Source organism: Roseimaritima multifibrata, assembly GCF_007741495.1.
Classification (GTDB): domain Bacteria; phylum Planctomycetota; class Planctomycetia; order Pirellulales; family Pirellulaceae; genus Roseimaritima; species Roseimaritima multifibrata.
Genome location: NZ_CP036262.1, coordinates 3,307,955 through 3,324,102 on the forward strand (window position 1 = coordinate 3,307,955; position 16,148 = coordinate 3,324,102).

General features: G+C 56.6%; 8 protein-coding genes. All 8 read right to left on the reverse strand.

What is annotated here, in order from left to right:
* Positions 1-80: 80 nt before the first annotated feature.
* Positions 81-260 carry a hypothetical protein gene (locus FF011L_RS12015; protein ID WP_145351896.1) on the reverse strand — a complete coding sequence of 60 codons (180 nt, stop codon included), beginning with the start codon at positions 258-260 and terminating at the stop codon, positions 81-83.
* Between the two features lie 80 nt (positions 261-340).
* Positions 341-1,732 carry a DUF1501 domain-containing protein gene (locus FF011L_RS12020; protein WP_145351897.1) on the reverse strand — a complete coding sequence of 464 codons (1,392 nt, stop codon included), beginning with the start codon at positions 1,730-1,732 and terminating at the stop codon, positions 341-343.
* 76 nt (positions 1,733-1,808) lie between these two features.
* Positions 1,809-4,721 (reverse strand): PSD1 and planctomycete cytochrome C domain-containing protein, encoded by a 2,913-nt coding sequence (locus FF011L_RS12025; RefSeq protein WP_145351898.1) that lies wholly within the window; start codon positions 4,719-4,721, stop codon positions 1,809-1,811.
* A 9-nt stretch (positions 4,722-4,730) separates the two neighbouring features.
* Positions 4,731-6,062 (reverse strand): DUF1552 domain-containing protein, encoded by a 1,332-nt coding sequence (locus FF011L_RS12030; RefSeq protein ID WP_145351899.1) that lies wholly within the window; start codon positions 6,060-6,062, stop codon positions 4,731-4,733.
* Positions 6,063-6,070: 8 nt separating this feature from the next.
* Positions 6,071-10,264 (reverse strand): DUF1592 domain-containing protein, encoded by a 4,194-nt coding sequence (locus FF011L_RS12035; protein WP_218933160.1) that lies wholly within the window; start codon positions 10,262-10,264, stop codon positions 6,071-6,073.
* A 391-nt stretch (positions 10,265-10,655) separates the two neighbouring features.
* On the reverse strand, positions 10,656-11,312 hold the full coding sequence (locus tag FF011L_RS12040) for a GntR family transcriptional regulator (protein WP_218933161.1): 657 nt from the start codon (positions 11,310-11,312) through the stop codon (positions 10,656-10,658).
* Between the two features lie 149 nt (positions 11,313-11,461).
* Positions 11,462-14,854, reverse strand: coding sequence for an efflux RND transporter permease subunit (locus FF011L_RS12045; RefSeq protein WP_145351902.1), 3,393 nt, complete (start codon positions 14,852-14,854; stop codon positions 11,462-11,464).
* The gene (locus tag FF011L_RS12050; protein ID WP_145351903.1) at positions 14,847-16,013 is read right to left on the reverse strand and encodes an efflux RND transporter periplasmic adaptor subunit; all 1,167 of its coding nucleotides are present in this window, start codon (positions 16,011-16,013) and stop codon (positions 14,847-14,849) included. The genes FF011L_RS12045 and FF011L_RS12050 overlap by 8 nt, the downstream gene beginning before the upstream one ends.
* Positions 16,014-16,148: the final 135 nt, after the last annotated feature.

The window sequence follows — 16,148 nt, forward strand, 5'->3', positions numbered from 1 at the left end:
TAAAGGCTGCGGATAATGAACAAGGGGCGATATTGTAGAACAATTGTTCGGCATTGCGAACGTTGGCGGCGGTTTAAGGGCTAGAATCCGTCCACATCCGCTCCCATGACGCCGGTCAGCAAAAATGTGCAACCGTCCAGCGGCGTTCGTCTTTGGCGACGTGAAGCCTCACTGTGAATGCCGTTCTGGTTGGTGGAATCGGAATGCACCCGGTTTTTGCTCGATTCAAGCGATTGCAAATGGAGAAAACATGGTTTCATTGAGATTTCGGAAGAAAGAAAATGAAGCGACTGCGTTGCAGAGGCGGATGATGCCTGCGCGGTTGGTAACTTCATCATAATCACGCCAGGATGTCCTTTACGATCTTTCCTTCCACATCCGTGAGCCGGTAGTCACGCCCGGCGTGCCGGTAGGTCAGTTTTTCATGATCGAATCCCATCAGGTGCAGGATCGTGGCATGGAGGTCATGAACGTGGACCGGTTTGTCGACCGCGCGGAGCCCGATGTCGTCGGTGGCTCCGTGAACGACACCCGATTTGACGCCAGCACCAGCTAGCCACGAACTGAAGGCCCATGGGTGATGTTCACGACCTTTCGCTTCCGCCGTATTGTTGAAGGGAGTGCGGCCGAATTCCGTGGTCCAGACGACTAGCGTATCGTCCAACAGACCGCGGCGTTTCAAATCCTTCAGCAACGCGGCGATGGGTTGATCGACGTTTTGGGCCAGAGGGACGTGAGTCATCATGTCGCCGTGCGCATCCCAGTTTCCTGACGAACCGGTATCGATCAGTTCCACAAAGCGTACGCCCCGTTCGACCAAACGCCGAGCGGCGAGGCACTGCCAGCCAAACCCGGACGTTTGGCCTCGCTGTAAACCGTAAGTCGCCAGTGTTTCATCGCTTTCTTGTTTCAGGTCGAACGCATCCGGGACGGCCATCTGCATCCCGAAAGCGGTTTCGAAGGTCCGCAATCGTGCGGCCAACAATGGGTCCGCATCGCGAGTGGCAAGGTGGGCTTCGTTGGCCTCGCGGAGGGCGGCGAGTTCCAGTTGCTGGCGATCGGCCGGAATCCGCGGTGCAACATTAGCCACCGGGTCTGCGCCAGGAACGACAAGGGTCCCCTGATGCGCACCGGGCAGGAAGTCGCTGGCGTAGACCTGTGTGCCGGCATACGTCTGTTTCGGTGCGATAACCACGAATCCGGGTAGGTTTTGATTCAGGGATCCCAAGCCATATGTTGTCCATGATCCGAGGCTGGGACGCGACTGTGTGAAAGACCCCGTATGCATCCCGAGTGTGGCGTTGTAGTGGTTCGAGTGCGACGTATGCATCGAACGAATCAACGCGATGTCATCCACACACGATGCGATGTGAGGAAACAGGTCGCTCACCTCCGTGCCACATTCCCCGCGTGGCGAAAATTCCCACTGGGGGCGTTTCAAATAAATCCGTTCATAGCCGGCTCGCCCCTTGATTTCGGGATGGTCGGCTTTGATCTCTTTGCCGTGACTGCGAACGAGTTCCGGCTTCGGATCGAAGGAATCGACGTGCGACACGCCTCCGGTCATGAAAAGGAAAATCACCCGCTTCGCCTTCGCGGGAAAATGAGGCTCGCGAGGCGCAAGCGGACCAGCTTCCTCGGCCATCAACTGCTGCATGATACCGGGAAACAATATCGATCCGGAGACCGCAGATTGCACAAATTGTCGACGATTTTGAAAGGGACGTTTCATCCGTCTTGGAACCTTTGAACAATGATTGTCCGATTGGAAATCGAACCGTTTGGGGACGCAGTCGCTGCTGATGTGGTTAGTCCAGGTGTAGGAATTCATTGCTTGCCAGCAGCACCCGTGTCTGGGCCGCCCATTTTTCGTCCTGGGAACCAGGGTAGCTGGCGATAAAGGCTTCCACGCGATCTTGTTCGGCAGAGGAGGGCGGACGTTGAAATAAGGTTCGGTAAACCTCTGTCGTTCGCGCGTGGTCGTCGGTCAGCTTCCTCAGACGCGTTGCCAGGGCGGCAGCGGAATTATGAAAAAACGGGTCGTTTAGGAAATACAGAGCCTGCGTGGGAACGGTGGTCATCTGCCGCTCGGGCGTGCTGGCGTTGGGATCGGCGCCGTCAAACAAAGCGAGAAACGGATGCCTTCGCTGACGCTGCACCATCAGATAGGCACTTCGTTTGGTGGTGTCATAGACGGCGTTGAACGGAGTGTGCTGGCTAAAGGTCCACGTCGATTCCGGTGGAAACGGGTGCGCTTCGGCGGGTGTGGGATCCAGTTCTCCGGAGGCCACAAGCAGGCTATCACGGATCTCTTCCGCGTTCAGTCGGCGACGGTTGAAGTGAGCGAGCAGACGGTTGTCAGGATCGGTCGCCGTTGGCGAAACGCTACGCCGTTGATAGGCCGCCGTGTGGATAATCAGTCGGTGCATCGCTTTCACACTGTAACCACTGGCAACGAACTGCGACGCCAGCCAATCGAGTAACTCGGGATGGGTGGGCGCCTCACCGCGGGACCCGAAGTCGTTGGGAGAACGGACGAGGCCATGTCCGAAGTGCCACTGCCAGATGCGATTCACCATCACTCGTGCAGCGATCGGATGATCTGCGATCCAATCACCAAGTTGTCGCCGACCGCTTCCAGCACCCTCGGGAACCGAATCGCCGCCGAAGACGGACAGCCAACGGCGAGGCACCTCGTCGCCCAATTTTTCCGGATCACCACCCTGCTGAATACGTGCGTTTGCCGGGGGCGAATCCACCACGGCATAAGCGACGGGAATCACCGGCGGAGGCTCGGTTTCGCCAGCCCCGGCCATCGATGCCGTTCCGATCCGGGTGAGCGCTGGGCCGATGTCGGGCGCAGCGATGTGATCCAGCTGAAATGCGACGCCATCCAGTTCAGCGGGATGCACGTCTGCCACCCGGCCCGCAATGCTGACCTGGCCGTCCAGCGGGCTAATCCACGCGACCGCGACCGGGCGGTTTGCCCCCGGATGGACAAAGAACGACTCCGCGGCCAGCTCCGTCCAGACCATCACCGGTTGGTCGGCCGTGTTGACGAACACCGAAGGCTCGCTGCCGATACTCCATTTTTTCAATGCGAGGTTTCCGTTGATCGAATCGCTCTTCTCGTTAAGAAACTTCGGGCCGTCGGTCACTTCAAGGAAGCACCAGTTGCCGCCGTCGTTTCCGTTCTGCGGATTTTCCTGCGTTAGGATTTGAATGAAATCGCTGACCCTCCATTTGCGTTGGGTTCCGGCGGTTTCGGTGATTGTCCATTCCACCAGCGTGGAATCTCCGCCATGCCCTGCGTTTGGCGAAACGGTCAGCTGAAGAATCTCCCCCTTTCGCACGTGGATGTGCTGCAGCGATTGACGCGCGCCCTCAGCGAAAGAGACCGACGCTCCTTCATTGATATGCGACGATGAGAGCGTGTGCGTCGTCTCCTTTGCAAGGACGCTGATGGTTTTCGATTCGGCAGCGATCGATTCCATCCGCTGTTCTTTCTCGGCTTCGGCGACTGCGATGCGAGCATTCCAAGGTTTCATCAACGCATCCACGCCCGCCTGAGGAAGCAGCGGTACCAGGTCGCGAGGCTGTCCTATCGGTTCACAGCCTGGGAAAGCGAAGCGAGTGCTGCTGAAGATGCCGGAGAGCGCGTAATAGTCCGCCGCCGTGATCGGATCGTACTTGTGATCGTGGCAGCGAGCACATCCCGTGGTCAGCCCCAGAAAATTTTTGCCCAGGTTGTCGATCACATCCTCGTGCATGAGATGGATGTCTTTATCGATGTCGTGGCCGAAACGCCGCGCTATCGCGAGGTAGCCGGTGGCGATGATACCCTCACCTCGCTGCGTCTGGTCGCCGTTGGCACATAGAATGTCGCCGGCCAGTTGCCAGCGAACGAAGTCGTCGTAAGGCATGTCACGGTTGAAGGCGGCGAACACCCAGTTTCGATAACGCCATGCGTGGGGCAGCGGCCGGTCGGTGTTCTCGCCCGCCGTATCGGCATAGCGAACCACATCCAGCCAATGACGGCCCCATTGCACGCCGTACTGCGGAGACGCTAGAAGACGTTCGACAACATTCGTGAACGCATTCAGTGATTGATCTGCGATAAAGGCGTCGACTTCCGCGGGAGTCGGCGGCAGGCCCGTCAGGTCGTACGTTGTCCGTCGAATCAGCGTTCGCTTGTCGGCGATCGATTCGGGTTCCATATCGTGTGCTTTAAGTTCACGCAGGATGAACGCATCGATTTTCGCAGGGGTCGGCAATTCCTCAGCTGTCGGCAAGGGTTGGAAGGCCCACCAACTTTTGGCGTCTGTCAATTTCATGCCGCCCAATTTCGGAGCAGCGACGCGCGGATCGTGCGCGCCCATGGCGACCCATTTGGTAAGGAGATCAATTTCGTCATCCGTAAGCTTGCCTCCCTTGTCGGGCGGCGGCATTTCCAGCGAACCGTAGTTCACTGCCTCGACCAGCAGGCTGTCGCCCGGCTTCCCCGGCACAATCGCTGGTCCCGATTCGCCTCCCTTCTGCCAGCCCGCGCGAGTGTCCAGCGAAAGGCCCCCCATGGTCTTTGTGCCGCTATGGCACTCGTAACAATGTTTGATTAGCAGCGGCCGCACGTTCGATTCGAAGAACGCGTCGTCGTCCGCTGCATCGGTGGGCGCAGTGACCAGCAGGAAGGCTGTCAAAAGTAAACAGAGTCTTTCGATCATAAGCCTGATTTAGACCTCCTCGAGCATGGTTTTCGCGTCGCCGAACGTCTTTGGATGGACGTCCATTTTATCCATCATCGAAAGGAATAGCCTGCACAATTGTCGTTCTGGTTTTTCCTTGTAATCCAGGACGCGGCCTCCCTGGATGCGGCCGCCGGCTCCGCCTAACAGGATCACTGGCAGCTGGTCGTTATCGTGTTTCGCGCCGGCCATCATGCTGGAACAGTGCATCAGCATCGTATTGTCCAGGAGCGTTCGCTCACCCTCTTGAATGGAGTCCAATCGTCCAGCGATGTATGCCACCTGCTCCATGAAGAACTGATTGACTTTCAGCCAGTCCTCGCCGTCGGAATGTGACAACAGGTGATGGATCATGTAATCGATCCCGTGCTGAGGTTGTTCGACGCTCTTTAGATTCGGGAACCTCAGGGCGCTGTGATCGTTATTCAGTTTCAGCGTCGTGATCCGCGTGGTGTCGGTCTGGAATCCGAGCACCAGGATGTCGCTCATCAGTCGCATGTGTTCGGCGATGTCCTGCGGGATGCCGTCTGCGGGGCGGCCCATGTTCGGTTTGTCGAGAGTCGGACGCCACCCCTGAATGTCGCCTCGTATTCCAGCGTTTTCGATGCGGGTTTCTACTTCGCGGACGGAATCAAGATACTCATCCAGTTTGCGTTGGTCGCCGATACTGATGCGGCGTCGTAGGTCCTGTGCGTCCGCCAGCACCGCGTCCAGTACGCTCTTGTCTGCGGCGGCGACCTCGTCTTTGAACAGGCGGTCGAATGCGAGTGCAGGATAAAGCTCGAGCGGCGTCGGCGTGGTGGCTGAATTCCACGAAATGTGCGAGCTATACAGCATTGAGTAGTTCTTGTGGACCGACGGGTTGGAATGTTCGCAGCCCAACACCAAGCTTGGCACCTTTGTCGATCGCCCGTAGCTTTGCGCCAACAATTGATCGAAGCTTGTTCCCGATCGAATCTCGCCGCCCGATGCGATCGGCGCACCGGACAGGATGTTCCCGGTCTGCGAGCTGTGGATATTTCCCTTCCTCGCTTCTTCATGATAAAGGCCACGAACGAATAACAGCTTCTCGCGAAAATCGCTCAGCGGCGCAAGCGCCTTGCCAAGTTCCATCTCGCGGCCTTCACCCTTCGCCCACCAATGTTGCGAATGAAAACCGTTCCCCGAGAACAGCACGGCCAAACGAACCGGCGCTTCGCTAGCCGATGCGTTCGATCGCGGTTGGTCGCCCCAAACATTGAACGATTCCAACCACGGCAACGCCATGCTGACGCCCACACCACGTAGAAAGAAGCGTCGCGAGAAATGATGTTGGTTCATGTTGGTTGTTATTGGGGATTTGATGAAATGGTGAGGGTTGGTTCAAATTGTTGTCCGCGGATTTTGCGGAACTGGGGACTTCGGACGATTTGTTCAATCGCGGTGCTGATGCGATAGTCGTTCGATTTGAGTTGCTCGATTAGGTCGTCCAGCAGTGGTTTGTCTGACAGCTGCACGCTTCGTCCCAGAGAATAGCCGAGTAGTTTGCGGCAGAATTGGCGGAGGAAGTCGTCTTGACGTTGCTCCAGGAGGTACGTTCGGAGCCCATCCATACCATTTAGCTCGCCTCCACCTGGCATTTTTGCCAGGGTGTCGATCGGAAGTCCGGCGGCATCTTTGCTGCGTGATCTGCCAATCGCATCAAACCCCTCCAAGGCGAACCCAAAGTGGTCGATACGATCGTGACAGCGAGCACAACTGGGGTCACTGCTGTGACGTGCGATCATTTGACGTTCCGTCAGACCTTCGGGAGCTTCGTCCGGCAGGATTGGCACGTCTTTGGGCGGTCGTGGAAGTCTCTCGCCCAAAAGGACTTCGCTGATCCAGTTGCCTCGCAAGATCGGGCTGGTGCGTGATGCACCACTCTGCTTCGCAAGCGTCGCGGCAAATCCAAGCATGCCTCCGCGACCGTGAGCTCGCATGCCGTCGACTCGCTGCCAGTCGTCGACCGGTAATTCTTTGCCCGGAAGGTCGATGCCATAGTGTTTGGCAAGGGCGGCGTTCATGAAGGTATGGTCGGCATCTAGCAACGACAAAATCGACCGATCTTCCTGGAATAGATCCATCAGGAAACGAACCGTTTCTTCTTGCATCTCGTCACGCACATCGACGAACGTGGGGAAATGCCGCTCGCTCTTTTCATCCAAGGTTTCCAGATCGCGAATGTGCAGCCATTGGCATCCGAACTCGGTCGCCAGTCGTCGAATTTTGGCGTCCTTCAACATGCGACGGGTCTGTGTGATCAGTACGTCGTCGGAATGTAGTTTTCCGGATGCGGCGACGGCGCGTAGTTCTTCGTCGGGAGCCGAAGACCACAGGAAATAGCTCAGCCGCGTCGCCAGTTCCCAGTCGCTGACCGGCGCGGAAGTCGAACCCGCTCCGGCCGCCTCGCCACGATATAGAAATGCAGGCGACGTCAGCACCCGCGACAAAAGCAGCCGGACCGCATCCTCGTGGTCGACGTCTTTCGTTCGCAGTGTTTGATAAAGTTCGTGCAGGGCCTTCGTTTCCGGTTCGGTCAGCGTACGTCGCCAAGCCTTCGACGCAAAATCGATCACGGCCTGAACCTGGACCGGTTGGACTTCCACAAGCTGTTTTCGAAACTGCTCGGCGCCTCGCATGATCGGTTCCCGCAGCGGCTCCAGACGTTTGTCTCCGTGCGGGGCATCGGGACCGTCCTGGGTCGAATACTCCCAGATCTGTTCGAATGCGTCGACCAATGTGAGTGCGTCTTGACTGACAAAATGCAATTCCGCCCACAAACGATCCAGCGTTGCGTGTTGTTGATCATCCAGCATCAATTGCGACAGCAGGCTGTCTTCGCGGTGAAACAACGTTAGGGTCACCACTTCGTCGACGGGGACGATGGTCGTGTAACAGACGGCGGCGGGAAACAGCTGACGGAAATCTTGAAATGCCGCTTCGAATCGCTGGCGGGCCTCGCTTCCATCGTGCACTAACACGGGAGCAGCGAACGCCATCGACGGCAAGCTGGATGTCCATGCCCCATTCAGTTCCTCGGAGTTGCTCGAACTGGGACGCAGCGGCGTGATGGCCGGTTCCGTGTTGGTTACCTGGACCTGAACGCTCGCTTCGCCACCGCTGGTCGGATGCAGACGTCCTTCCACAACGAACTCTGCGCCGTCGACTAGGGACGCGGGAAGGCGGATTTCCAATCGTGACGGAGCCTGCACGCACAGACTTTTCGCAGCGACGTCACCGTCGCTGGGATGTTTGCCAAAAAGGGCTGGATCGATACCGTATGGGGAATCGGATGTGTTGTCTTGCATGTCGATGGGCAAACGGAATGCTGATGCCAGCAGCGGCCCCGTGAACGACAGCAGTTGTTGATGGGCTGTTCGATCGGGCGAGTCGGCTGGAAGCGTTTCGAATTCCCGCTGAAGGAGGTTCTGCACTTCAGCAGCGAGACGCGAGCGTTCTTCGGTATCTTCACTGCGACGCCACCGATCCAATAGCGACTGACTGGGAAGGTTCGCCGTAACGGCGTCCGTTTCCGGTTCACCAAAGAAATGCCAGACTTCGCGATTGCCAAATCGGTCGGCGTGTGGATTGCCTGCCAAAATGTCGGGGACGACGTCTTTGGCCAAATCCCATTCTTTCTCCGCACTCTGGATTGTCAATTCGATCGCCGTAAGATCGCAGACGTGGCTTCCCTGGCCCGGACCAATCACCAGTGTGACCAGGTCGCCAGCCTGCACGTTCACGTTTTCGAAACGTCCCACACTGCTGACTTCGTTGCCTGATGTAACACCACCGGCAAGCGAATCCCGTCGGTTCCCTTTCCGAACTTCAAGTTCCCAAGTCACTCCATTGCCGCAGGCGGTGTGCGCATCCTGAACGCTTCCGCTGATCGTGACGTTTCCCGCTTCCGGACAACGCCAGGCAATCACCGATGAGAGAGTCGGCGAGGGGTGGGTGGCAATGCTGTGTGGCTTCATTGTGCCAGGAATTTGGACCGTCGCATCGGATGAATTTGCGAGCACGCTATAGGCCTGTTCGCCACTCCAACCTTTGATGAAGTCGTAGCTGGCTAGGCTTTCCGTTTTTCCGGTGAGGAGTGTCCCGATTTTCGCCTCGCCCGTTGCGTTGACGCCAAGATAGCTAAGCCAATTCGAAAGGAGTTCACGATCGACGCCATGCTTTTTCGCAAGGGACGCAATATCGACAGGTTCTTGTGACAGCTGGGCCTCATGTGCGGCCGCCAGGCATTGAGGCACCGTCGAAGCGATGGCTTTTCGCCGTATCGTCAGCTGATGGACTAGGCCACGCAAATCCTTTAGAGGCACATCAGGCTTTCCGGCGGAAACAATGCGCCCGTTTTCCCACAAGGCAAAGTCATGCTGATTGCCGTCGCCCGCATCGTCAGCCGATAAATAGATCACGATGTCCCCACCGTCGGCAGGCGCTGCCAGCTTCATACGGAACTCCTGTTGCGACGCAAGCGGCGTAACGGGCTCCATCCATGCCTTCGGACCACCTGCTTTTCCCAGATGGCCGATGTTTGTGAATCGCCATAGAGAGTGCTGCCACGGTTCGATATCCGCGACGGTCAGTTTTCCGTTTCGCCACTTCGCACGCAAGCTGTCAAAAAGCAACGACGGCTGTTGGTCATCGAGCATTTCCCATAGGAGCCCGAGATACTTGGCGTTTAAGTTGTCGTCGCGGGCGACTGAGTCGATGGTCATGGTTCCGTCGGCAACAGCATCGCGGTGCTGGAAGAGTGCCGCAAGGCATTTTTCCAACGGAATGCGCCCGCCGCCGTTGTGCACGACGCCCGTTCCCCCGACGTTTGTTTCTTCGTCAATGGTCACGGTAAACCGGCGATAGAAATCGCGGATTCGGGCCAGCGATTCGTTCGTCCAATCACGCCGCGAGGTGGACGGCGAAAACCGCATCCCGCTTGGCAGAAGTACCACGTGATCGGAAACCTTTTGCGCCGCGTCTAGGTATTTTGTCAAAAAGGAGGGAGACATCACCAAAGCCGCCCCCGTGTTTGTGAACCCCTCGCCGGCAGCTCCATCGGCGGGAAATTGCTTCGCCGGATCAAGCGATGCGATGCCCGTTAGATCACGCAACGTGTAGGTGTACTCCCTATTCGAAAGCCGCCGCAGTACGACTTCACCGGGATCGCCAGCACTGGCGAGTGCCAATTGATTTAATTTTTCCTGCAGCACCGTTGTTAGTTTCAACTTCAGCGGATCTGGCAGTTGCGGTTCATCTTTCGGAGGCATTTCGCCATCGGTAACCTGAGCCAGAACCTGCTCCCAAATTTTGGGATGGACTTCATCCGTTTGCGATTTCGCAAACGGTTCTAAATCCAACTCGCCCTCTTTCCGTTCCGTCGAGTGACATTCAACACAGTACTGACGCAGGATAGGCTGGATCGTCTGTTCGAATTGTCCCTCCGCGCCATTTGCGGTGCTGACCAGGAAAAGGGCCATCGCGATAAGGGGGCAACCCAACACACGAATCCTCCGGTCCGGCGGTAGAGTCCTCCAGCGTTGAAACGTTAAACGCCTTTTCCATGCTTTCGAACAAAATGGAACGACAGCTGCGATAGGACGCTCGGCACTTTGTGGAGGGGCGATTGCCACACCGGTTTCGCGATGATTCGGGGGGGGCTGAGTCATACTGCAGCGCTCCTGAGCGGTCCCGATGGATGCTCGACGGTTGCGGAGGGGAGGGACGTGGGGGGAGCTGTTTCTGGAGGCAACCGAAATGCGATCGCTAAAGCACTTGATGTGCGTGTGGAACTTCTAATGGGACGTCTGAACGCGATTGGATTCAGTTCCGTTAGTAACCGTTTGATAGTGGTCGATGTTAGCAGAAGTTGTCTGCTGATGGGGCGAACATTCATGTCTCCAGCTCCGCCATCGGAAGCCATTCACGCCAACTGAGGATATGTTCGCGTGTCAGTTTTTCGCAGGCGGCGGCGGAGCGGTTTTGGAAACAATCCAGGATCCCTTCGTGTGAACCAGCCGTGTCGACGCGTGTGTCCAATTCCCGGTCACGATGCTGCTGGTGCAGATAGCCCAACCAGAGTTCCAGTTCGGTACGGAGGGAACGCCACAATTTCAGAAGCCGTGTGTTACCGGATGCTTCCACGATCAATTGGTGAAAGTCTAAATCTAACCGGGTAACTTCATTCAGCGAATTCGCCTTTCGGGTCGCCGAGATGTTGTCTGAGAGCAATTGCTGCTGTTTTCGGCTAAGCGGAAAAGCCGATCGCGCTGCGGCCGGTTCCAGCAATAGTCGCATCGCAAACAGTTCTTCGAAATCTTGAGGGGTCAGCTGTTTGACGACCGTCCGTCCGGTCTCGGTAAACTCGAGCAGTCCGTCTCGCTCCAATGCCGCAAACGCCTCTCGCACCGGCACACGGCTAACCCCCAGACGCTTTGCCTCGGCGGCTTCGGCAAGGCGAGTTCCCGGAGGAAGTTGGCCGTCAAAAATTTCCTGCCGCAGACGATCCACAGCGGAAGCGGCAAGGGTAGAAGTATTTGTATGCATCATTCGGTATACCATACAGGGAAACGGTATACCGTCAAGTAAATTCTATTCTTTACCCTGAAGAGACGTTCTAGCGAGCGTGGATACGCTCGCTGGAGCAACGGGGCCGTAACCAGCCGCCGCTCAGCGATGGTCGCTGCGTTCGATCCGTCTTAGTCGGACGGATGGTCGCCGACCGCGGTTGACCGAGGTTGGTAGAGCAGCCAGTAGGCTGCGGGGATGACAATCAACGTAAAACTGGTCGATGTGAGAATGCCGAAAATGATCGCCCAAGCGAGTCCCGAGAAAACGGGGTCTAGCGTGATGACCCAGTTTGCCAGCAGCGTCGTCCCTGCCGTCAACAGAATCGGCCGTGTGCGAACGGCGACGCTCCGGATGATCGATTCGCGAAGATCGTGTCCTTCGGCTTCGGCTAGGTGAATGAAGTCGATTAACACGACAGAGTTTCGGACGACGATGCCTGCTAGCGCGATCATCCCGATCATCGCAGTGGCGGTAAAGAAGACGGGGTTGGGATGACCACCAATGGGCTTGTCCATGATGGCATTTAGTAGCCAAAAACCGGGCAAGATGCCGATCATGGAAAGCGGTATCGCGGTCATGATTAGCAATGGCAGAAGACGCGATCCGGTTTGAAACATCAGGATTATAAATATTCCCAGTAACGCTGCTGCGAATGCGAGTCCAAGGTCGCGGAATACGTCCAACGTGATGTCCCATTCACCTTCGCCGGACCAAACAATCGAGTATCCACTTGGAACAAACCAAGGAACACCACCGCCCAATTTCAACCAAGATCGTTCGTCGAGCGGGATCGGTTGGACGCCGTCGGCGACTGCTGCCGGATCCGAGTTTACGGTGATGTTTGTCGTGCCACCGGTGCTCAGCGGCATCGGCTGGCGATCGTGCTCGATATCCATGATCGCATCGGCTGGCGGTCGTCCCGCGACTTCGGCGTACACATAAACCACACGGCGGAGGTTTTTGTGATAGATCGTTTTGTCTTCGATGGTTTGTCGGAATTTACCTAGCGACCCTAGCTGGACGATTTGCCCTTCGTTGCCTTGGATGTAGATCTCTTCCAATTCGTCGAGTGCCGAACGGTTTTCGCGTGGTAGTTTCAGTTCCACCCACAGCGGTTCGATTTCGCCGGGCAGGTGCATGACCGTCGCCTTGTTTCCGCTCAACACAGCCTCGACGGTTTCTGCAATCGTTTGCGTTGAGATCCCTGACAGTGCCGCCTTCGGTTTGTCGGTTTCAAACACGAACCGTGTTTGGTCATCTTCGGCACTCGTGTCCAAATCGACCAACCCAGGTTCAAGCTCAAGACGCTTTTTGACGTTCCTAGCAAGGGCGATTTGTTGCGAGTAGTTACTTTCGGGCGGACCGTAGACTTCCGCCACGATCGACGACAGCACGGGAGGACCCGGCGGGACTTCCACCAACTTGACGTTTGCATTCATCGAATCGGCCAGTTTGCCGATGTCGTCGCGAATCCGCAGAATCAATTCATGGGATTGCTGAACACGATGGTCTTTGTCAACCAGATTGACTCGGATGTCAGCGATATTGTTTCCTTGGCGAAGAAAGTAATGCCGCACGAGGCCGTTGAAGTCGATTGGCGAACTGAGCCCCACGAAGACTTCATAGTCCTTCACCTCGGACAAACCACCGACGTAGTTGCCCAAGCGACGGGCCACCGCGTCGGTTCGTTCGAGGGTCGTCCCTTCGGGCATGTCGATGACCAACTGAAATTCGTTTTTGTTGTCATACGGCAGCATCTTGATCGGGACCATGCGGAACACCGGCAACAACATCGCCGCGATCAGCATGACGCCGATTGCCAGCAACACGCCGTAAGCCATCCCGCGTCCTTTCAAGATCGGCGAAAGAACCAATCGCGAAAGTCGGTACAGCGGCATCTTGGTGATGTCGTATTCACTGGTCTCTTTCGTGTCGTTCAGTTTCTTCAGCGATACCATGGACAACCATGGTGTGATCACGAAGGCGACCAGGGTAGAGATCGTTACCGTCAGTGGGACGTTTAACGCCATCGGTCCCATGTAGGGCCCCATCATGCCGGTGATGAACGCGAGTGGAAGGAAGCTTGCGATGATCGCCAGTGTCGACAGCAATAATGCCGGGCGAACTTCCTGGACGGCCCGCAAGACAGATTCGCGCGGAGGCAAGATTTTCATTGCAAAGTATCGGGCAATGTTTTCGACGTCTGTGATCGGATCATCAACCAACAGCCCCAGCGAGAGGATGAGAGCGAACATCGTGACTCGGTTGATCGAGTACCCGACCATCAGATTGATGAACAGAGTCAAACTGTAGCAAACCGGAATCGCGAGCGCGATCACCAGTGCTGGGCGCCAGCCCATTGTCAGTCCGATCAATCCGATCACTGTCAGGACGGCAACCGCCAACCCTTCGACCAGCTCGTTGACTTTGTCATTTGCGGTTTCGCCGTAGTCGCGGGTGATGCGGTATTTCACTCCCGTCGGGAGATGCGATTCGGCAAGGCTTTCCATTTTTTTGTGGACCGCGCTGGCGACTCGTACCGCATTGCTGCCTTTGCGTTTGGCAACGGAGATATTGACGGCAGGGAATACGTCCGACTTGGCAGAGGATGGGCGTGTCGCCGATTCCAAAGACTGGTCGCCGGGCCCAAATCCGACCCAACTGTAACTCTCCGCTTCGGCTGGCCCGTCGATCACCGTCGCCACGTTCTTCAAGTAGACCGGGCGGCTTCCGTTGACGCCGACGACCATTTCATTCAGTTCGTTGGCATTGCGGAAAAACGTTCCGGTTTCCACATGGAACGATTGATTTTGTTGCTCAAACTGGCCGTTGCGATGCGTGACATTGCTGGCCCGCATCGCTTCGGCAACCTGCAAAGGCGAGAGTTGATGAGCTGCCATACGTTGAGTGTCCAGTTCAACGTTGATGCGTCGAGGTCGTCCCCCGATTACTTCGACGCGATTTGTGTTCGAAATCGACTGCAATTCGTGTTGCAGTTCTTCGGCAATCCGGCGCAGTTCATGGTCACCGTAGCGTTCGGGTTGCTCGGACCAGAGAGTGGCGATTACGATCGGCACGTCATCAACTTCGATCGGTTTAACGACCCACGACTGGACCGATGGCGGAATCATGTCGATGGATGAATTGATTTTGTTGTATAGCTTTACCAGCGAATCTTCACGATCTTCGCCGACGTAGAACCGTACGGTGACGGTGCACGACCCAGGGCGTGACATCGAATAGACGTATTCAACCCCGTCGATCTGGTACAGCAGTTTTTCGATGCGATCGGTGACCTTGCGTTCGACTTCGAACGCCGAAAGCCCTGGAGCCGAAACCATCACATCGGCCATCGGCACAACGATTTGGGGTTCCTCTTCACGAGGCGTCAGGTATAGCGAGGCGGCCCCCAACATCAGCGAAATCACGATCAACATGATCGCCACGTCGCCGCGGAGGAAGACTTCCACAATACGAGTCAGAAGCGGGGAATCGTCCGATAGGGCTTGCGGATCACTCATTGTCGACGTCTCCTTCAGACGAGCCACGATTGTCGTCTGAATGCAGCACCACCCGTTCCCCTACGTCGACGCCGCTTAGAACTTCTTGCCGTCCTGGCATTCCCAGGTTGCCGGTTTTAATCATACGCCGCTCAACGATTCCGTCAGGCAACACGACGTCCACGAATTCCAATTGCCCGATACGCACCACGGCGTCGGTGTTCAGGCATAGGTGGCGACGAATTCCTGCAGGAATCAGCAATCGACCGAACATCCCTTCGTACAAGTCCTCTGATTTTGGAAGGCTCGCTTTCACTAAGAAGGATCGGCTTGGTGCGTCCGCCTGCGGAACGATTTCGTCAACGGTAGCGCGGTAGACTCGGTTCAGTGCGTCCACTTTCACATCCAGTTCGTCGCCGGGCCGCAATTTCACTGCCAGATGTTCCATGACCGGAGCCTCCAGTCGCAGCGAGGTTTCGTCGTAGAGCGTTAGGATCGGCTGCCCGGGTTGAGCGATGTCGCCTGGTTCGGCGGTGCGGTCGACAATTCGGCCGCTTTTCGCTGCGGTCACGGTCGCGTACGAAAGCATGACTTCCGCCTCGCGGACGGCTTGCATCGCACGGGCTTCGTCAGCGATGGTCACCTGAAGGTCCCGGCTAGCGTCGTCGAAATCCGATCGCGATGCTGCGTTCTGTTCCTGCAGTGACTGCACTCGCTCAAATTGCTTTTCTGCCTGCTCGCGATTCGCCGTAGCGGCTTCCAACGCTCGCTTTGCTTGAGCCAATCGGCTTTGGTATTCCTGGTCGTTTAAACGAATGAGCGTTTGCCCCTTTTCCACTTGATCGCCGGCGGTGACCGTGATCTCTTCGATGGTTGCCATCAGCTTGGCCGAGACAATCGTCCGGCTGGATGCCTTCAGAGTCCCGATCGCTTCTTCAATCGTTTCTTTGTCGACTTCATGAACCGTGTCCGTTGTTTGGTTGCCTAACCTCCCGCCCGCTTGAGGCTGCCAGCCCGGTTCGATCTTTTTCTCGAACATTCCCGACAGCCAAGCAACTGTGGCGATGAGGACGCCCATCGCTGCGATCATGCCGATCACCTTCGAGAGTCCGAAGAAGTTTTTTTTGAGGGCTAGCTTATTCAAAATTCCGTCTCTCGATTGGATGACTTGATACCACATTCAACTGGAGGGTCCGAACGGAATGGTTTCTCAGGCCATCCGTCGACTTCGTTGAAGTGCATTTCAGGTCCGTCGGGTAGGGCACTGTCTTTTGTCAACGCATTTCTTTTGTGCGTCGCCTAATTATGTTCGCGT